Source organism: Collinsella sp. zg1085, from assembly GCF_018889955.1.
GTDB lineage: Bacteria > Actinomycetota > Coriobacteriia > Coriobacteriales > Coriobacteriaceae > Collinsella.
Window position 1 is genome coordinate 1,154,210 of the sequence record NZ_CP076545.1, and the last position, 15,750, is coordinate 1,169,959.

The window sequence follows — 15,750 nt, forward strand, 5'->3', positions numbered from 1 at the left end:
TCTTATGCCTCAACTTCCTGCGTATGAGACGGTGTGGACATCTGCGGTTCTCCTGTTGCAATCGTGCCGCGAGAACGTGATGTATCAGGAGCATTCCGCGCAAACTCAGCATCAGCTGCATAGTGACACGCTGCGTAGTGCCCACTCTCAAAGCTTACCTTTTGAGGACGCTCGCGGTGGCACAGCTCAGTTGCATAAGGACAGCGCGGGGCAAAGGCACAACCTGTGGGCAAATTGACAAGGGAAGGCGGATTGCCCTGAATGGGGGTTAAGGGCTTCTTTTCGTCCATTGCCTGCTCTGGAATTGAGCGAATCAAACCCCACGTATAGGGATGACGGCTCTGGTAGAAAATCTCATCTGCCGTGCCAAACTCAACCGGATGACCAGCATACATGACCATAATTTTGTCGGCCATATCGGCAACAACGCCCAAGTCATGCGTAATCATAACAATGGCGTTACCGTTTTTCTGCTGCATCTCCTGCATGAGCTCAATAATCTGAGCCTGAATGGTTACGTCAAGTGCCGTGGTAGGTTCGTCTGCAATCAAAATATCAGGATCGCAGGCAAGCGCCATAGCAATCATAACGCGCTGACGCATGCCGCCTGAGAACTGATGCGGATACTCGTTTGCACGCTTCTCGGGCTCAGGAATACCAACCAAATCAAGGAGTTCTACCGCGGCCTTATGCGCCTCTTCTTTTGAGTAACCGCGATGCAGGCGCAATCCCTCGCCAACCTGCTTGCCAACCTTATAGACAGGGTTCAGCGAAGTCATGGGGTCTTGGAAAATCATTGCAATATCGTTACCACGAACGTGCTGCATCTCTTCTTCACTCATATTGAGCAAATCATGTCCACGATAACTTACACGTCCGCCCTCAACCCGTCCGGGAGGCATTGGGATAAGACCCATGATGGTCATCGCGGTAACAGACTTACCAGAGCCAGACTCACCCACAACGCCCAGTGTCTCACCACGGTCAAGCGTATAGCTCACACCATCAACCGCATGCACAACACCGTCTTGCGTGTGAAAATACATCTTGAGGTCATCAACCTCTAAGAGATGCTGTCCCTCAGGTACGGGAAGAGTTTTCAAATCAACGTAGCTTGTCTTTTTCTTTGCCATGGCTATTACGCATCCTTCATTTTGACATCAAGAGCGTCGCGCAAGCCATCGCCCAGCAGCGTAAAGGCCAGCACGGTCGAAAGAATTGCCAGACCAGGCATAATCATGAGCCAAGGGGCATCCATAATATGCTGCTGACCATCTTGAATCATTATTCCCCACGAAGGAGTTGGCGGGACAACACCCATACCAAGGAAGGACAGAGCGCTCTCAGTAAGAATTGCACCACCGATGTTCATCGTGGCATAAACCACAATAGAAGCTACTGAGTTGGGGAAGATATGGCGCGTAACAATACGAGCGTCAGAGGCACCCATAGCACGGGCTGCATCTACGTAATCATTCTCTTTAACGGTAAGAATAGCCGACCTAAACACACGCGCAATTGATGGCCAGCCCAAAATACCAATCGCGATAAATACGTTTGTGAGCGAGCGGCCAATAACAGAAATGAGCGACACAACAAACAAAACGTAGGGAAACGCGAGGAAAATATCAGCAGAGCGCATGATAATGGTATCCCAAATGCCGCCATAAAAGCCCGCAAGCGCACCCAAAACCAAACCAATAGCGGTTGAGATGGCCGTAGCCATAATTCCAACCTGCAGCGACACACGCGCACCATAGATGACGCGCACCAAAATATCGCGACCTAGCAAGTCGGTACCAAACGGATGCTCAAGACTTGGCGCAACAAGTGAGGTTTGTGCAATGGTTTCTGAATCTGAAGCGATTGGCGAGCCGAGCCACTGTTGTGCCCAAAAATCTGCCGTTAAAGAAACCACAACAATAAACAATATCCAAGCAATAGAAATTATGGCAAGTTTATTGCGGCGAATACGCTTAAAAGCATCTCCCCACAGCGTACGGTTAGGCTTTGCCGACACGGGAGCCCCAGCCGCTTGTTGCTCAGCTGTTTTATCAGGGCTCGTACCCTGCATGTCATTCATGTTCTACCTCCGAGCCCTAATTTGAATTATTGGAGCCGTCATAGCGAATACGCGGATCCAAGAAGGCGTAACTTACATCAACCAAGAGATTTACTACCATAACCACCACAACAACGATGGTGACGCCGCCCATAACAACAGGCCAGTCGCGCATAGAGATAGCACGATAAATCTCATAGCCAACACCAGGCCAGTTAAAGACGGTCTCGGTGAGAATAGCACCCGATAACATAGCGCCAAAGTCAACACCAATATAGGTAACAACGGGAATCAAGGCATTTTTGAGCGCATGCTTGATAATAATGGCGCGATTAGAGAGGCCTTTTGCCTTGGCCGTGCGAATATAGTCTTGATTTAAGACATCCAGAAGTTGCGAGCGCATAATACGCGCTGCATAGGCGGTAGACACCGAGGCCAGTGTGATACTTGGCAAGATATAGTGCATCCAGTCTTGGTATTGCGAGGCAGCGCCACCTGCGCCTGATAGTGGCAAAACTTTGAGATATACACCAAAGCTAAGCTGCAAAATCATACCAAGCCAAAACGCTGGCACCGCAACCAAGGTAGACGTGGAGAGGGTAACGAGAATATCCCAGAACGAGTATCGTTTAACCGCAGAGATAATACCAGCACCAATACCCATAACTGCCTCAAGCACAATTGCACAAAGCGCCAGCATAACAGTATAGGGATATTTTGAAGCAAACAACTGAGTAACCGGAATCTTGCGCTGATACGAGTTTCCTAAATCGCCCTGAATCAGTTTCACCATGTATGAGCTGTAACGTTCCCACAATCCAGTTGGTATGGGTTTGCCCTGCTCATCCAAAATTGGCTTACCGGCATCATCAACCTGCACTAAGTGATGTGCAACGCGCAACTGCAACTCAATCTCAGGAGGAACCGATTTCTCTCCTGCTATGAGTTTAATTGGATCACCCGGTACGATATTTTGCAATGCAAAAAGTATGAGCGTTACGCCCAAAAATACCGGAATGAACTGGAGTATACGCTTGAGGATATACCTTCCCATGCCACTCCCCTGTCGTAGGAATACAACCCAAACGGGATGCCTGCTGAATGCAGACATCCCGTTTCTGCGAAAAACAGTATAACCGACTTTTACGGTATCTGCTAAATCTGCCGAAACTATGCGCTCAGCTCAATACTGCTCATGTCAATTTGCTTCTGCGGATTGCAGTACAGCTTCTTTACACGATCAGAGCCGGCATAGAGTGCACAGTAGTACATGATAGGAATAACTGGGCTATCCTCGCCAGCCATATCATCTGCTGCCTGCATCTTCTTAATACGCTCAGCAGCATCAATGGTAGTACGAGCCTCATTAACCATCTTATCAAACTCAGGGTTGCTATAACCAGAACGGTTGTCACCCTCAAGTGAGTCAGTGTGCAGCAGCGGATACAGGAAGTTATCCATAATTGGATAGTCTGCAGTCCAGCCAAGACGGCCAAACTCAAAGTTGCCCTCTTGGTACTGCGTTAGCAATGCTGTCCAGTCTGGAGTATCAGAGGTAACAGTAACGCCTACCTTGGCAAGGTCACCAATGATTGACTCCATAATCTCTTTATGACCACCATCTTGGTTGTATGAAAGAGTCAAGTTGATGCCACGTGAGTCACCATTCATAGGAGCAACCTTATCGAGGTACTCATTTGCCTTAGCAACGTCATATTTTGCATATGGCCATGCGCCCTCACGATAACCATCAATTCCTGGAGGAATCAATCCGCCAGCAGGGGTACGTGAACCCTTAAAGATGGTATCGGTAATAGCGGCGCGGTTAATTGCCAAAGAAACACCGCGACGCAAATCGGCATTATTAAACGGCGCCTTAGTTACATTGAGCAGGAGATAATAGGTTGCAGGCTGTGCACCCATCAGCATACGCTGACCATCAGACATGTTGTAACCATCTTTGGAAACACCACGGTCTTTCTTAGTGCTCTCAATCTGCGGAACAGGAACATCAACAAGATCAAGGTTTCCTGCCTGGAACTCCTTAAATGCTGTCTCAACATCCTTAAAGAGGTTAAAGTGAATGGCAGAAATCTTTGCCTTTGAGCCATAGTAATCGTCGTTGCGCATCAGGTGGATGTACTGGCCATCCTCCCACTTGCCGTCCATCTTGAAAGGACCGTTGCCCACAGGAGCATAGTAGTAGGTTTCAACCTCAGTATCTGCAACCTTAGGTACAGGAGACAGAGCGATATGGCTTACTACATAAGGGAAGTCGCCATAAGGCATGTTCAGCTTAACAACAAGCGTGTTGTCGTCTTTAGCTACAACACCAGTGAACTCCTTAGATTCACCCTTCTGCAGAGCGTCATAGCCATCAACCATCGAGAGGTGATAGCCAATTTCGCTGGGGCCAAACTTAAGAGCAATGGCAGATTTGGGGTCTACTATACGGGTCCAAGCACGCTTAAATGACTCAGCGTTAACAGGCTCACCGTTGTGGAACTTAGCACCCTCAACTAAGTGGAACGTAAACTCAGTAGCGGTTTCGTTAACATCCCAGCTCTTAGCAGCTAATCCCACGAGCTCATTCTTATTATAATCAAACTCGGTCAGTGGATCAAAAAGCTGATAGTCAACCTGAATTCCCTGATCTTCCTGCGCATTGTACGGGTCAATGCTCTTAGGGGTGTTGAGGTTCATGGTGAACGTTGCACCCGCTGCTGCAGCAGCGCTACCAGCAGCTCCCCCATCGGACTTCTTGCCACAAGCTGCGAGTGTTGCAAGTACGCCCGTTGCGAGCGAACCACCAACAAACGCGCGGCGCGTTACCTTGGTTTCAGCCATGCCATCCTCCTTTATGAGAAAACCGAACGAGCAAAGATGCTTAACTGAGCATCTAGGTGCCCGCAACGCACGTCAAAGACCCCGAGGCTGGATACGGTGACCCGACGTTTGCGTTCTGTCTACCATAGCCTACTTTAGGCAGGTAGAGCCCCAGTAATTTATTTGTACGCAATTTTTTCTATAAAACTTCTCAAATATGCAGGTCAACTATGACGTGAACGTATGTTGGGCAGGGGCTACAGGGTGCTTGTAATGGTCTTGAAACATAGCTAACAAGACTCTAACAACAAAAGCCGGAGTCTGACCCCGGCTTTTGGTAACCACATAGGTATGCAACGAGTGCGTATATGCAAGTTAGACGTGCTTAAATGCCCACAATTCCTTGCGGGAAGAAGAACATGCATAGCAACACGCATACGCCAAAGACCACCGACATGATAATAGTAATCTTGTCGAGGTTTTGCTCCATAACACCTGTTGCAGCGCTTGCGTTATACAGAGAGCTTGCAATCATATCTGAGACGCCGGTACCTTTACCGGAGTGCATGAGCACAAGCGCAATAAGCGAAAGCGTTGAAAATGCCCATACAACAAAGATGACATACTGGAAGGGACCCACAAAGACTCCTCTTAACTCATGAAACCGAACAGCATCCTAGTATAAAACAAGAGGATAGCTTCATGCTAGTTACACATAACACAAGCATCTACAAAAGGGGCGAGCACGGTGCTCGCCCCGCTTAGTTTTAGGCACCAGCCTTAAGCACCATGCTTGCAAAGTCACGAGCGTTGAGTGAAGCGCCACCTACCAGTGCACCGTCAACGTCTGGCTTAGCTACCAGCTCAGCAATGTTGCCGGGCTTTGCAGAGCCGCCATACAGCACTCGAATGCCATCAGCCATCTCTTGTCCAAAGAGCTCAGCCAACTGAACGCGAACAGCGGCGCAAACCTCTTGAGCATCGTCTGCAGTTGCAGTTTTACCAGTACCAATTGCCCAAATTGGCTCATAGGCAACAACTAGCTGGTTAGGTGAAGAAAGCTCAAGACCAAGAAGGCCAGCCTTAACCTGTGCACACACATAGTCGATATAGGTTCCTGCTTCGCGAACCTCCTCAGGCTCACCGCAGCAGAACACCGGAACAATGCCGCCTGCAACCAGAGCTTTAGCTTTCTTGTTTTGGTCCTCGTCAGTCTCATGGAAATATTCACGACGCTCAGAGTGTCCAATAATGCAATAGCTCACCTCAACCGATTGCAGCATAGCAACCGAGGTTTCACCGGTATATGCACCACTTGGCTCCCAGTGTACATTTTGAGCACCCAGCTTAATGGAGCTTGAAAGGATACCACCGTGGCAGCCAACAAATTTAAGCTCAACTGTGGGTGGGCACACCAATACTTCAACCCCTGATGGAATCTCAGGTAAAGCTTGTACCAGCTCAGAAGCCAGCTTGGCACCCTCAGGCAGGTCGTTGTTCATCTTCCAGTTGCCTGCAATGAGGACCGTCCGCTTACTCTGCGTCATTGAGCGCCTCCACTCCTGGCAATGGCTTGCCCTCGACGAGCTGCATAGAAGCACCGCCGCCGGTTGAAATAAAGGTCATCTTATCAGCAAGACCAAACTTGTTAACAGCCGCGACTGAATCGCCGCCACCAATAACCGAGTCACAGCTCTCATTAGCGGCAATTGCCTCAGCAATTGCTTTTGTACCATGCGCAAAAGCATCCATCTCAAAGACGCCACAAGGACCATTCCAAAAGACGGTCTTAGCGTCTGCTACTGCCTTAGCAAAAAGCTGCTCGGTCTCAGGACCAATGTCAAGACCCTCCCAGCCACTTTCAATCTCGCCGGTCTTGGCAAGCTTGGTATTGGCATCCTCAGCAAAGGCATCGGCAACTACGTTATCAATAGGCAGCAAGAACTGTACGCCATTTTTCTCAGCCTTGGCAAGCATCTCAAGTGCGCGATCACACCAGTCATCTTCACACAGAGAGTCACCAATCTGTCCGCCCTGAGCCTTTGCAAAGGTATAGGCCATGCCGCCACCAACAATTACCGTATCGGCAGAATCGAGCAAACGGTTGATTACACCAATCTTATCGGAGACTTTCGAGCCGCCCAAAATAGCAACAAAGGGACGCTTAGGATTGGAGAAAAGTCCACTCAATGTAGAAACTTCTTTTTCGAGCAACAAACCAGCCACTGCTGGGATAAACTCGGCAGGTCCCACTACCGAGCCCTGTGCGCGGTGAGCAGTGCCAAAGGCGTCAAGCACAAACACATCACCATATGATGCCAGTGTGCGAGCAATCTCTGGGTCGTTTTTCTTTTCACGCTTATCAAAGCGAACATTCTCAAGTACCAACACCTGACCAGGCGCAAGCTCAGCAACAGCAGCAGCAGCGCGCTCGCCATAGGTATCGTCAACAAAGTGAACATCTAAACCTGAAAGCTCAGCAAGCTTTTCTGCAACAGGTGCCAGCGAAAAAGCAGCCTCCGGACCATCGCCTTTAGGACGACCCAGATGACTCATCAAAATGACACGAGCCTTATGCTCAACCAAATATGAAATGGTTGGCAAAGCAGCCTGAATACGGGTGGTATCGCCCACCACACCATCAGCCACCGGAACGTTAAAGTCAACACGCACCAGCACGCGCTTACCATCAACGTCAATGTCGCGAATAGTCTTTTTTGTAAAAGCCATTATCGCTCCCTTCATACGTAAAAAGAGGGCCGCGACGCGCCACACCTGGCAGGCCGCGTCCCTCTAAGGCGCTTAATTGAGCAAGGGTATGCTCATCACTTAGGCAACAAACTTCTCAAAGTACTTAATGGTACGAACCATCTGAGAGGTGTAGGAGTTCTCGTTGTCATACCAAGAAGTGACCTGAACCAGGCTCTGACCATTACCAAGGTCTTGAACCATGGTCTGAGTAGCGTCAAAGATTGAACCGTGCGTATCGCCAATGATGTCGCGAGAAACAATCTCGTCCTCAACATAGCCAAAGGTCTCGGAGATGGTGTCAGCATATGCCTTCATAGCTGCGTTGACCTCCTCAACCGTAACCTTCTTGTCAACAACGGCATAAAGATTGGTGAGCGATCCGGTTGGGGTAGGAACGCGCTGAGCAGCACCAATGAGCTTGCCGTTAAGCTCAGGAAGCACCAGACCAATAGCCTTTGCAGCACCAGTGGAGTTAGGAACAATGTTCTCAGAAGCAGCACGGCTACGACGCTTATCGCCCTTGCGCTGCGGACCGTCGAGGGTCATCTGGTCGCCTGTGAAAGCATGAATGGTGGTCATGATGCCTGAAACAATGGGGGCAAAGTCGTTAAGACCCTTTGCCATAGGAGCCAGGCAGTTGGTGGTGCAGGAAGCTGCGGAGATGATGTTATCCTCAGCGGTGAGCTCCTCATGGTTTACGTTGTAAACAATGGTTGGAAGGTCCTTGCCAGCTGGGGCAGAAATAACAACCTTCTTAGCACCAGCGTTAAGATGAGCCTGTGCCTTCTCCTTAGAGGTGTAAAAACCAGTGCACTCAAGTACAACGTCTACATCCAGCTCACCCCAAGGCAGATTATTTGCATCAGCCTCGGCATAAATCTTGATGGTCTTGCCGTCAACAACGATTGCGTCATCGGTGGCGCTTACCTCGTGATCACGGGAATAATTACCCTGTGTAGAGTCATACTTCAAGAGATATGCGAGCATATCGGGAGAGGTGAGGTCGTTGATAGCAACAATCTCGGAACCCTCATGGCCAAACATCTGGCGGAATGCCAAGCGACCAATGCGACCAAAACCGTTAATCGCAACCTTTACTGCCATGTGCGTCTCCTTTCGCAAGGCCCCGGCAACCTCTTTTATTGCCGCTCAGGCCCACAAACTAACCACTCACCAAATATACCTTCTTTTTGAAAAGCTAATCATGACATTGATAGGTTTTCGCGAAAACACGACGTTGAAGCGTATTTATTTTTTCAATAAACTATGGTTGAAACGCTTCATTATCTCTCGTTTAAGAGTCGTTTTGTATAAAAATTACTTCAGAAGAGCGTATATGCATAAAATATGGTATGTTTAGAGTCAAAAATGAATACTTTAACTCAATTACTCGTATGTGCTGCAAGATGAGCTTCTAATAGGCGCGACAAACGCAGCACCCGATGATAGAGCGCTGATTTTGACAATGGAGGCGTGGCATATGCACCCAAATCGCGCAGCGACAAATCTGGGTGAGCTACCCGCAGCTGACAAAACTCCTCAAGTGCCTCGGGTAAAGTATCACGCAAACCAGCAGCTTCAAGCTGCGCAATAAGGTCAAGTTGTTGCTGTGCAGCTCCTGCCGAGCGCCCCTGATTTGCCATTTCCGCATTGACGCGGCGATTTACGTCGTTTTTAACCAGCTTAACCGCGCGAGCGTCTTCAATTTCTGCAACCGAGCGCTCAGCCCCCACAATCTCAAGCAGCTCTTTAATACCAGCTGCGCTTTTAATATAGACCGCATAGCTTGATCGGCGCGGATTCACGCGAGCAGCTATGCCTATCTTTGATATAAGACCCGCCAGCGCTTGAGCCAACTCAGCGCCATTGATAGCAATCTCAAGATGAAAATCACCGCGCGGATCAGCAACAAAACCACCAGCAATCAAAGCACCCCGAATGTAGGCCTTTGCGCAACACGGGCGTGCCACAATATGATGTGGTATTCCACCCACCAAAGCTCCTTGGCGGTCAAGAATACCCAGCAATACCAGCGCCTTTTTTAGGTCGGGCTGGTCGGGCAGCGTAATGAGGTAATTTCGGACCTTATGGAGCACCGACCGGCGCACCGTAAACTCCGTCTTGAGTTTTAAGATTTGATGCGTAAGACCAATCATCGTGCGTGCCACCGCACCAGTTTCTGTAGCAATTGCAAGACGATAATGCTCAGGACCTGTAATTGAGAGGGTGCCGCAGACGCGCGTAAGCGCTGCAAGCGTTGCCAGGTTGCAGTACTCACATGTTGGAGCGCAGCGTGCAAGCTCGTCTCTCACCTCTGCGCTAAACGACATGAGCCGCAAACCTCCTTTAGTGTTGAGGCAAGCTTTATAACATTATGACTTGTTTCTGAGATAGGGTCGCTAAAATCGGAAACAATGACCTGTGATACGCGCTCACGCAAAGCTCGCTCATCAGCAGCACCTAGTACTACTGGTGAATATAGATGCGATTTCTGCACCGTTTGAGACAAGTGTGCGGGTCTTGGCGCGTGAAAGACCGCCGTATCAATTACACCAACCATACCGTGGGCTTCAAGCGCGTCGATGTAGTCAATGGCAGACATGCCCTCAGTCTCACCCGGAACGTCTGCTATCGAACCAATAAAGATGCGTTTCGCCTGACTTTGACGCAGGCTTTGAGCAAGTTCTGGAACCAATACATTAGGCATAAGTGACGTAAAAAGCGAGCCTGGTCCCATGATGATGACATCTGCCGCTGCAAGTGCCTCGCGCGCGCCAGCATAAATCTTTGGGCTTTCTGGGTCGAGCCAAACACGACGCAGACGAGATGAGCCATACGAAAGGAGCGCCTGACCACGCACAAGCTCTCCTCTTGCAGTCTCCCCCACCAGCTGAATATCTTCAAGCGTTGAGGGATGTACATGACCTACGCAGCCAAGCATCTCCTCACAAATTGCAAGGGCCTCCGGAACACTTGCACCCTCAAGGTTTAGAGCAGCTAAGAACAGATTACCCACCGTGTGATGTTCAAGGTATGAAAAGCGATGCTCAAAGCTTTGAGCAAGAACACCCTGGGGGTCATATGATAGAGCTACGAGGCATTTTCTAAGGTCACCGGGAGGAAGAATATGTTCATGAGCACGCAGACTCCCACTTGAACGACCATCGTCTGCCATTGCTACAATCGCGTCAATGTGCACTGGTATATGCATAGCACGAAGAGCTGCAATGAGTGTTGGTTGGCCAGTCCCGCCGCCCAAAGACACCACCCGAAGCGGCCGTTGAGTCAGAGGCGGCTGGTGGTGTTGTGGCTGCAGCTGGTGGTGTGGCTGCAACGGCTGTTGTGGTTGTATCTGCTGCAACAGATGTGCTTGTTGGTCTGGAGTGTTCATACTCACGCGCAAACTTTAGTTTGAAGTATTCGCACGTGGTAGGTCGCGGTGCGAAATGCTTACGTGGTACTGTTGGCGCTCCAAATAACGAGCGGTAGCCTCGGCAATTGCAACTGAGCGGTGCTGCCCGCCTGTACAGCCAATTGCAATAGATAGCTGCGGTTTTCCTTCGGTGATATAGCCAGGCATTACCGAGTCGAGAAGCTGAAACCAAGCGTTTAAGAAGCCTTTAGTTACCTCATGTTCTAGCACAAAGCTTGATACGGCTTGGTCAAGACCTGTGAGAGTGCGCATAGCTGGGTCATAAAAGGGGTTAGGCAAAAACCGAACATCAATCATTAGGTCTGCCTCGACCGGCATGCCGTGCTTAAAGCCAAATGAGAAAACATGTACGTCCATAAGCTGCTGATCTGAAAGCTCAGAAAAGGCCGCACGCAGGCGTGTACGCAGGGCTGTTGTACGCAGGCGTGTGGTGTCAATAACCATATCGGCGCGGTCTTTAACGCTCGCAAGCTGTACTCGTTCGCGCTGAATGGCATCAGCAGTTGTTTCACCATGAGCAGCAAGTGGATGCCGACGACGATTCTCGCTATAGCGACGGATAAGCACCTCGTCTGAGGTTTCGAGAAAAACAATCTTGCAAGAAATCTCATGCTCTTCAAGAGCCTGAATAACATCAAGCAGCTCATCGAAAAGACCTTGGCTGCGCAGGTCGCAGGTCACAGCAAGATGGCGACCAATGCCCGCATTAATGCCAATAATATCGGCAAGGGTATGGATTAAACGCGGAGGCAGGTTGTCGATACAAAAATAGCCCATGTCCTCAAAGACATGCATAGCTTGCGTACGACCAGAGCCAGACATGCCAGTGATAATCACAATATCAGGCACTCGGTCAGCGCGCTCAGCTCGCGTAATTGACTCAGGCGACATTTCAGACATGAGACCTCCTTTTCCTGTTAAGGTATGCCCAGTATACAACAGGGTATACGCGTTTGCCTGTTTTCCGGAGGCGTGGTGTGGTGTAAGCTATGGTTGCTGCACTGGTTTCGTTTTTCACTCAGTTGTGGCTAGGATTTTTGCGTCGTCAGTTGGGTGGCATAGTCTTTTCACGGGAACTGCGCTTCGCGAAAGTTCCCTTAGAAAAGCTATGCCACCCTTATGTTGTAGCTCAGTTATTCCTAGTTCACGGGTCAGTTTGCTCCCACTTCGCAGACAGCTTTTCACTGCATCTCAACGAGACGAATGATTGCATTCTACGAATGTGCTTCGCAAAATTCTCCGAACACAATCATTCGTCCCTTTCTCACAGTAAATGTCAATCACACATACAGCGGTCAGTTTGCCCTCTACACCCTGCCATATGGCAAGCAGCGCGTATAGGATGAAAGGGATTGGGTTGTAACTCTTACGTAACTAAAGAGAAATCCCACTTCAAGGGCGTTTCTACTCGAAAGTCTGCCTAGAAACGTAAGCTCAGCATAATTGCTCGTTGCTCAACTTAAATAAGACCAAGGTATTGCATTTTACGAATGTGCTTCGCAGAATTCTCCGAACGCAATACCTTGGTCTTTCACCTATTTACCGTGCTTTCCAAAATCTCAAATCAAGAAAAGAGTAGTTCACAAGCACTTTTCCTGAAAAAGCAGCTCGGTTCTCTCTTGCGTGGGCAGATTTCAAAACACTGCCAACTTGAATGAGCAGTTTTGACAGAAACGGGCAATCTGGCAGTAAAAACTGACAAAAATGGGCAATCTGGCAATAAACCCCCTGTAGCAGGAAAACTGCACTTTATCTACCAGCAGGTTTATAAAACAATGAATAACCCACGGGGGTTCTACACTGCCACATTGCCCGTTTCTGTCAAAAAAGGTTGGCTGGCACTTGCTTCAAATAGTGAAATCAAGGCAGAATGCAAAACTGCACTACTGAGTATGTGTAGAGCGACCTTCAGCATACATCGCAGCTGCCGCTTCAACAAGGATGATGAAGTCGATGTTCTCGCACTACCCGCAGTCTATGCATTGGCAAAAACAAACAAATTTGGCATTCAAGCATTGCTTATGACCTGTACGAATTATCCACTCAAGCTACCTCTCTTACCTGCATCTCGGCAAAAATGATGCATCTGACTCATAAACAACCCGTCTGACCTGCCCTTTGGCAAAAATGACGAAAATGTACTCTGTATAACCCAGCGGGTTAATATTTGATTTACAGAAGCACAGGTAGATACGTTGAAAGTAAAACTACAGATGTCGCTTTACGCCAAATTAGTCAAAAATGACAGAATTTTGCGTCAAATTCGTCATTTTTGCCAAAGCACAGGTCAGAGGCATTGTTTGTACGCCAAATTGTGCAATTTTTCCACTTAAAAGGAAACGAGCCTAGCGCGTGGCACAGACTCGTTTCTCGTACACCGTTGATCGCACAGAGGGGAGGGATGCGATTCAAACTCAACGTTGAGGAATTATGTCGCCGTTTCCTCAACCGCTGTTAAGTTAACTATATGCAACTCAATATAAACTGTCCAGAGCTTAAGCATATTTCACAGAGCATACACAAGTTAGTATTCCGTAACTTTTCCTATTCTGAGAGCGTCAAAACAGTTATCTATACCCTACCAAGCACTGTTATACCCTATATACGCTGGTACATTACCTAGCTTCAAGCTCATTGTACACAGACTAACGCACGAACCCAAAAGCAGAGCCCGCTTGCGAACAAGTAAACATATGCAAAAAATTACGCTTAATATCCGTTTTTATCCGTTAATACCTACCCATATATACTCGATTTAGCCCTCAAGACGCTCCTCAAGTTCAAGCCACTCAGTTTCCATCTCATCAAGCTCAAGCTGAGCCGCATTGATTTCTTCTTGCGCCTGCGTCAACGCCTGATAATCAGTCTGGTCAAGCTCCAACAGAGCCTGAGTGAGCATATCCAGCTGCTCGTGCCTGCTCGTAATACGCCGCTCAAGCGACGATGCTTGGCGCCGAAGCTGCTGGCGCTCAGCATTGCTTAGTGCTATTGCCGCCGATTCGCCCTCATTAACCTGCGAACTCTGCGCCGCCATGCATGCTTGCTCGAACACGGCTGTTCTGTTTGCGCGCTCAAGCTCAGCTGCCAAACGCAAATACTCATCCACACCGCCCGGAACATGACGAAGCGTCCCTTCTAGCAGCGCAAACTGATGATCGGTCACCCGTTCCATTAAAAAGCGGTCATGGGTTACCAAAATAAGCGTACCCGGCCAACCATCAAGCAAATCCTCAACAAGACCAAGCATGTCCGTATCAAGGTCGTTACCAGGCTCGTCAAGAATCAAAACATTTGGCTCAGCAAGAATCGTTAACAAAAGCGCAAGACGCCGACGCTGTCCGCCCGAAAGGTCACAGATTCTATTCATAAGTTGTGCTGCACTAAACCCTAAACGCTCGCATAACTTCTCGGGGCTCGTCTCTTTACCATCAATCACATAGACACGTCTGCCTTTCGCAAGGACCTCGCGAATCGTCTGCGTCTCATAGGGTTCAAGCTCATATAATTGCTGGCTGAGCATGCCAAAGTGCACCGTACTACCAATGCGAACCTGACCTGATTGAGGAGTTAGCTGCTTGCAAATTGCCTCGATTAAGGTGGTTTTGCCAGCACCATTTGCACCGAGCAAACCAAAACGGTCACCCGCACCAATACGCCATGTCACACCTTTGAGAATCGGCTCTTGATGTGGATACTGAACCACCACATCAAACAAATCAATAACACGTTTTCCAAGGCGAGCAACAGCCAAGCGCTTGAGTTCCAGCTCATCGCGCAAAGGCGGTACATCGGCAATTAAAGCCCGCGCTGCGTCAACGCGAAACTTAGGCTTCGTACTTCGTGCTTGTGCACCACGGGAAAGCCATGCAAGCTCTTTACGTGCCATATTGCGGCGGCGCTCTTCACTTACGTGTGCTTGGCGATCGCGCTCAACACGTTGGAGAATATATGCCGAATATCCTCCTTCAAACGGATCAACCACGCCATCATGAACCTCCCACATGGAGGTGCATACCTCATCTAGGAACCAGCGATCGTGCGTAACCAGCACCAGCCCACCACTTCCCCGCTGCCAGCGATGCTTGAGATGCTGTGCCAGCCAATGAATAGTTCGCATATCAAGGTGATTGGTTGGCTCATCGAGCATAAGAACATCCCATGAGCCAATCAAAAGGCGAGCTAAATCGACACGTCGACGCTGTCCTCCTGAAAGTGATGAGATTGTTGCATGCAAATCCAGATTGCCTAAAAGCCCGTCCAAAATATCGCGTACCCGCGCATCTGATGCCCACTCGTAAGCAGGAAGATTTCCCACCACAGCTTCTTGCACACTAAGCTCAGGCTCAAACTGATCGCGCTGCGACAACAAACCAACCCGTGTATCCCGCTTATAGGTAACACGCCCCTCATCAGGCTCAATAGCAAGCGCAAGCACAGATAATAGACTTGATTTTCCCTCACCATTGGCACCAACAACACCAATTCTGTCGCCCTCATGAACGCTGAGCGTTACCTGCTGAAGAACCTGTTTTGTTGGAAACTCTAAACTTACCTGATCACAGCCAAGCAATACACCCATAACGTACCTCTCATGCGCTGGCAACATAAACTTTGCTACCTGCGTCAATTATGTCAGCTACCACCTGCATGGTAGTTTCATGTAGCTCATTACCGCTTG

13 protein-coding genes are annotated in these 15,750 nt (G+C 49.1%); 1 reads left to right on the forward strand and 12 read right to left on the reverse strand.

The genetic code is table 11. From position 1 onward, the window contains the following. Positions 1–2: 2 nt before the first annotated feature. The 11 genes from KPC83_RS04955 to rapZ form a co-directional block, all read right to left on the reverse strand. Positions 3–1,133 (reverse strand): ABC transporter ATP-binding protein, encoded by a 1,131-nt coding sequence (locus tag KPC83_RS04955; protein WP_216278160.1) that lies wholly within the window; start codon positions 1,131–1,133, stop codon positions 3–5. Between the two features lie 5 nt (positions 1,134–1,138). After that, positions 1,139–2,074, reverse strand: coding sequence for an ABC transporter permease (locus KPC83_RS04960; RefSeq protein WP_216279270.1), 936 nt, complete (start codon positions 2,072–2,074; stop codon positions 1,139–1,141). 25 nt (positions 2,075–2,099) lie between these two features. Then, on the reverse strand, positions 2,100–3,116 hold the full coding sequence (locus KPC83_RS04965; RefSeq protein ID WP_216278161.1) for an ABC transporter permease: 1,017 nt from the start codon (positions 3,114–3,116) through the stop codon (positions 2,100–2,102). 116 nt (positions 3,117–3,232) lie between these two features. Continuing rightward, positions 3,233–4,909 carry an ABC transporter substrate-binding protein gene (locus KPC83_RS04970; protein ID WP_216278162.1) on the reverse strand — a complete coding sequence of 559 codons (1,677 nt, stop codon included), beginning with the start codon at positions 4,907–4,909 and terminating at the stop codon, positions 3,233–3,235. 364 nt (positions 4,910–5,273) lie between these two features. Next, the gene (gene secG / locus KPC83_RS04975; protein ID WP_216278163.1) at positions 5,274–5,528 is read right to left on the reverse strand and encodes a preprotein translocase subunit SecG; all 255 of its coding nucleotides are present in this window, start codon (positions 5,526–5,528) and stop codon (positions 5,274–5,276) included. Positions 5,529–5,655: 127 nt separating this feature from the next. Next, a complete protein-coding gene (gene tpiA, locus KPC83_RS04980) occupies positions 5,656–6,435 on the reverse strand; it encodes a triose-phosphate isomerase (protein ID WP_216278164.1) in 780 nt (259 codons plus the stop codon). After that, positions 6,422–7,618, reverse strand: coding sequence for a phosphoglycerate kinase (pgk, locus tag KPC83_RS04985; protein WP_216278165.1), 1,197 nt, complete (start codon positions 7,616–7,618; stop codon positions 6,422–6,424). Before pgk ends, tpiA begins: the two co-directional genes overlap by 14 nt. A 99-nt stretch (positions 7,619–7,717) precedes the next feature. Beyond that, the gene (gene gap, locus KPC83_RS04990) at positions 7,718–8,743 is read right to left on the reverse strand and encodes a type I glyceraldehyde-3-phosphate dehydrogenase (protein ID WP_216278166.1); all 1,026 of its coding nucleotides are present in this window, start codon (positions 8,741–8,743) and stop codon (positions 7,718–7,720) included. Between the two features lie 278 nt (positions 8,744–9,021). Beyond that, positions 9,022–9,969, reverse strand: coding sequence for a DNA-binding protein WhiA (gene whiA, locus KPC83_RS04995; RefSeq protein ID WP_216278167.1), 948 nt, complete (start codon positions 9,967–9,969; stop codon positions 9,022–9,024). Then, positions 9,948–11,030, reverse strand: coding sequence for a gluconeogenesis factor YvcK family protein (gene yvcK, locus KPC83_RS05000; protein ID WP_253201041.1), 1,083 nt, complete (start codon positions 11,028–11,030; stop codon positions 9,948–9,950). The genes whiA and yvcK overlap by 22 nt, the downstream gene beginning before the upstream one ends. A gap of 15 nt (positions 11,031–11,045) precedes the next feature. Then, positions 11,046–11,972: an RNase adapter RapZ gene (gene rapZ, locus KPC83_RS05005; RefSeq protein WP_216278169.1), complete on the reverse strand. Its 927-nt coding sequence runs from the start codon at positions 11,970–11,972 to the stop codon at positions 11,046–11,048. Between the two features lie 764 nt (positions 11,973–12,736). On the opposite strand from rapZ, the gene KPC83_RS05010 reads away from it, so the two are divergent. Continuing rightward, positions 12,737–13,153, forward strand: a complete 417-nt coding sequence (locus KPC83_RS05010; RefSeq protein ID WP_216278170.1) for a hypothetical protein — start codon at positions 12,737–12,739, stop codon at positions 13,151–13,153. 674 nt (positions 13,154–13,827) lie between these two features. Here the strand turns inward: KPC83_RS05010 and KPC83_RS05015 are convergent. Further along, the gene (locus KPC83_RS05015) at positions 13,828–15,651 is read right to left on the reverse strand and encodes an ABC-F family ATP-binding cassette domain-containing protein (RefSeq protein ID WP_216278171.1); all 1,824 of its coding nucleotides are present in this window, start codon (positions 15,649–15,651) and stop codon (positions 13,828–13,830) included. Positions 15,652–15,750: the final 99 nt, after the last annotated feature.

Excerpts from the sequence above, each read along its gene's own strand:
- KPC83_RS04955 (WP_216278160.1), bottom strand. The coding sequence starts at position 1,133 with ATGGCAAAGAAAAAGACAAGCTACGTTGATTTGAAAACTCTTCCCGTA.
- KPC83_RS04960 (WP_216279270.1), bottom strand. The coding sequence starts at position 2,074 with ATGCAGGGTACGAGCCCTGATAAAACAGCTGAGCAACAAGCGGCTGGG.
- KPC83_RS04965 (WP_216278161.1), bottom strand. The coding sequence starts at position 3,116 with ATGGGAAGGTATATCCTCAAGCGTATACTCCAGTTCATTCCGGTATTT.
- KPC83_RS04970 (WP_216278162.1), bottom strand. The coding sequence starts at position 4,909 with ATGGCTGAAACCAAGGTAACGCGCCGCGCGTTTGTTGGTGGTTCGCTC.
- tpiA (WP_216278164.1), bottom strand. The coding sequence starts at position 6,435 with ATGACGCAGAGTAAGCGGACGGTCCTCATTGCAGGCAACTGGAAGATG.
- pgk (WP_216278165.1), bottom strand. The coding sequence starts at position 7,618 with ATGGCTTTTACAAAAAAGACTATTCGCGACATTGACGTTGATGGTAAG.
- gap (WP_216278166.1), bottom strand. The coding sequence starts at position 8,743 with ATGGCAGTAAAGGTTGCGATTAACGGTTTTGGTCGCATTGGTCGCTTG.
- whiA (WP_216278167.1), bottom strand. The coding sequence starts at position 9,969 with ATGTCGTTTAGCGCAGAGGTGAGAGACGAGCTTGCACGCTGCGCTCCA.
- yvcK (WP_253201041.1), bottom strand. The coding sequence starts at position 11,030 with ATGAACACTCCAGACCAACAAGCACATCTGTTGCAGCAGATACAACCA.
- rapZ (WP_216278169.1), bottom strand. The coding sequence starts at position 11,972 with ATGTCTGAAATGTCGCCTGAGTCAATTACGCGAGCTGAGCGCGCTGAC.
- KPC83_RS05015 (WP_216278171.1), bottom strand. The coding sequence starts at position 15,651 with ATGGGTGTATTGCTTGGCTGTGATCAGGTAAGTTTAGAGTTTCCAACA.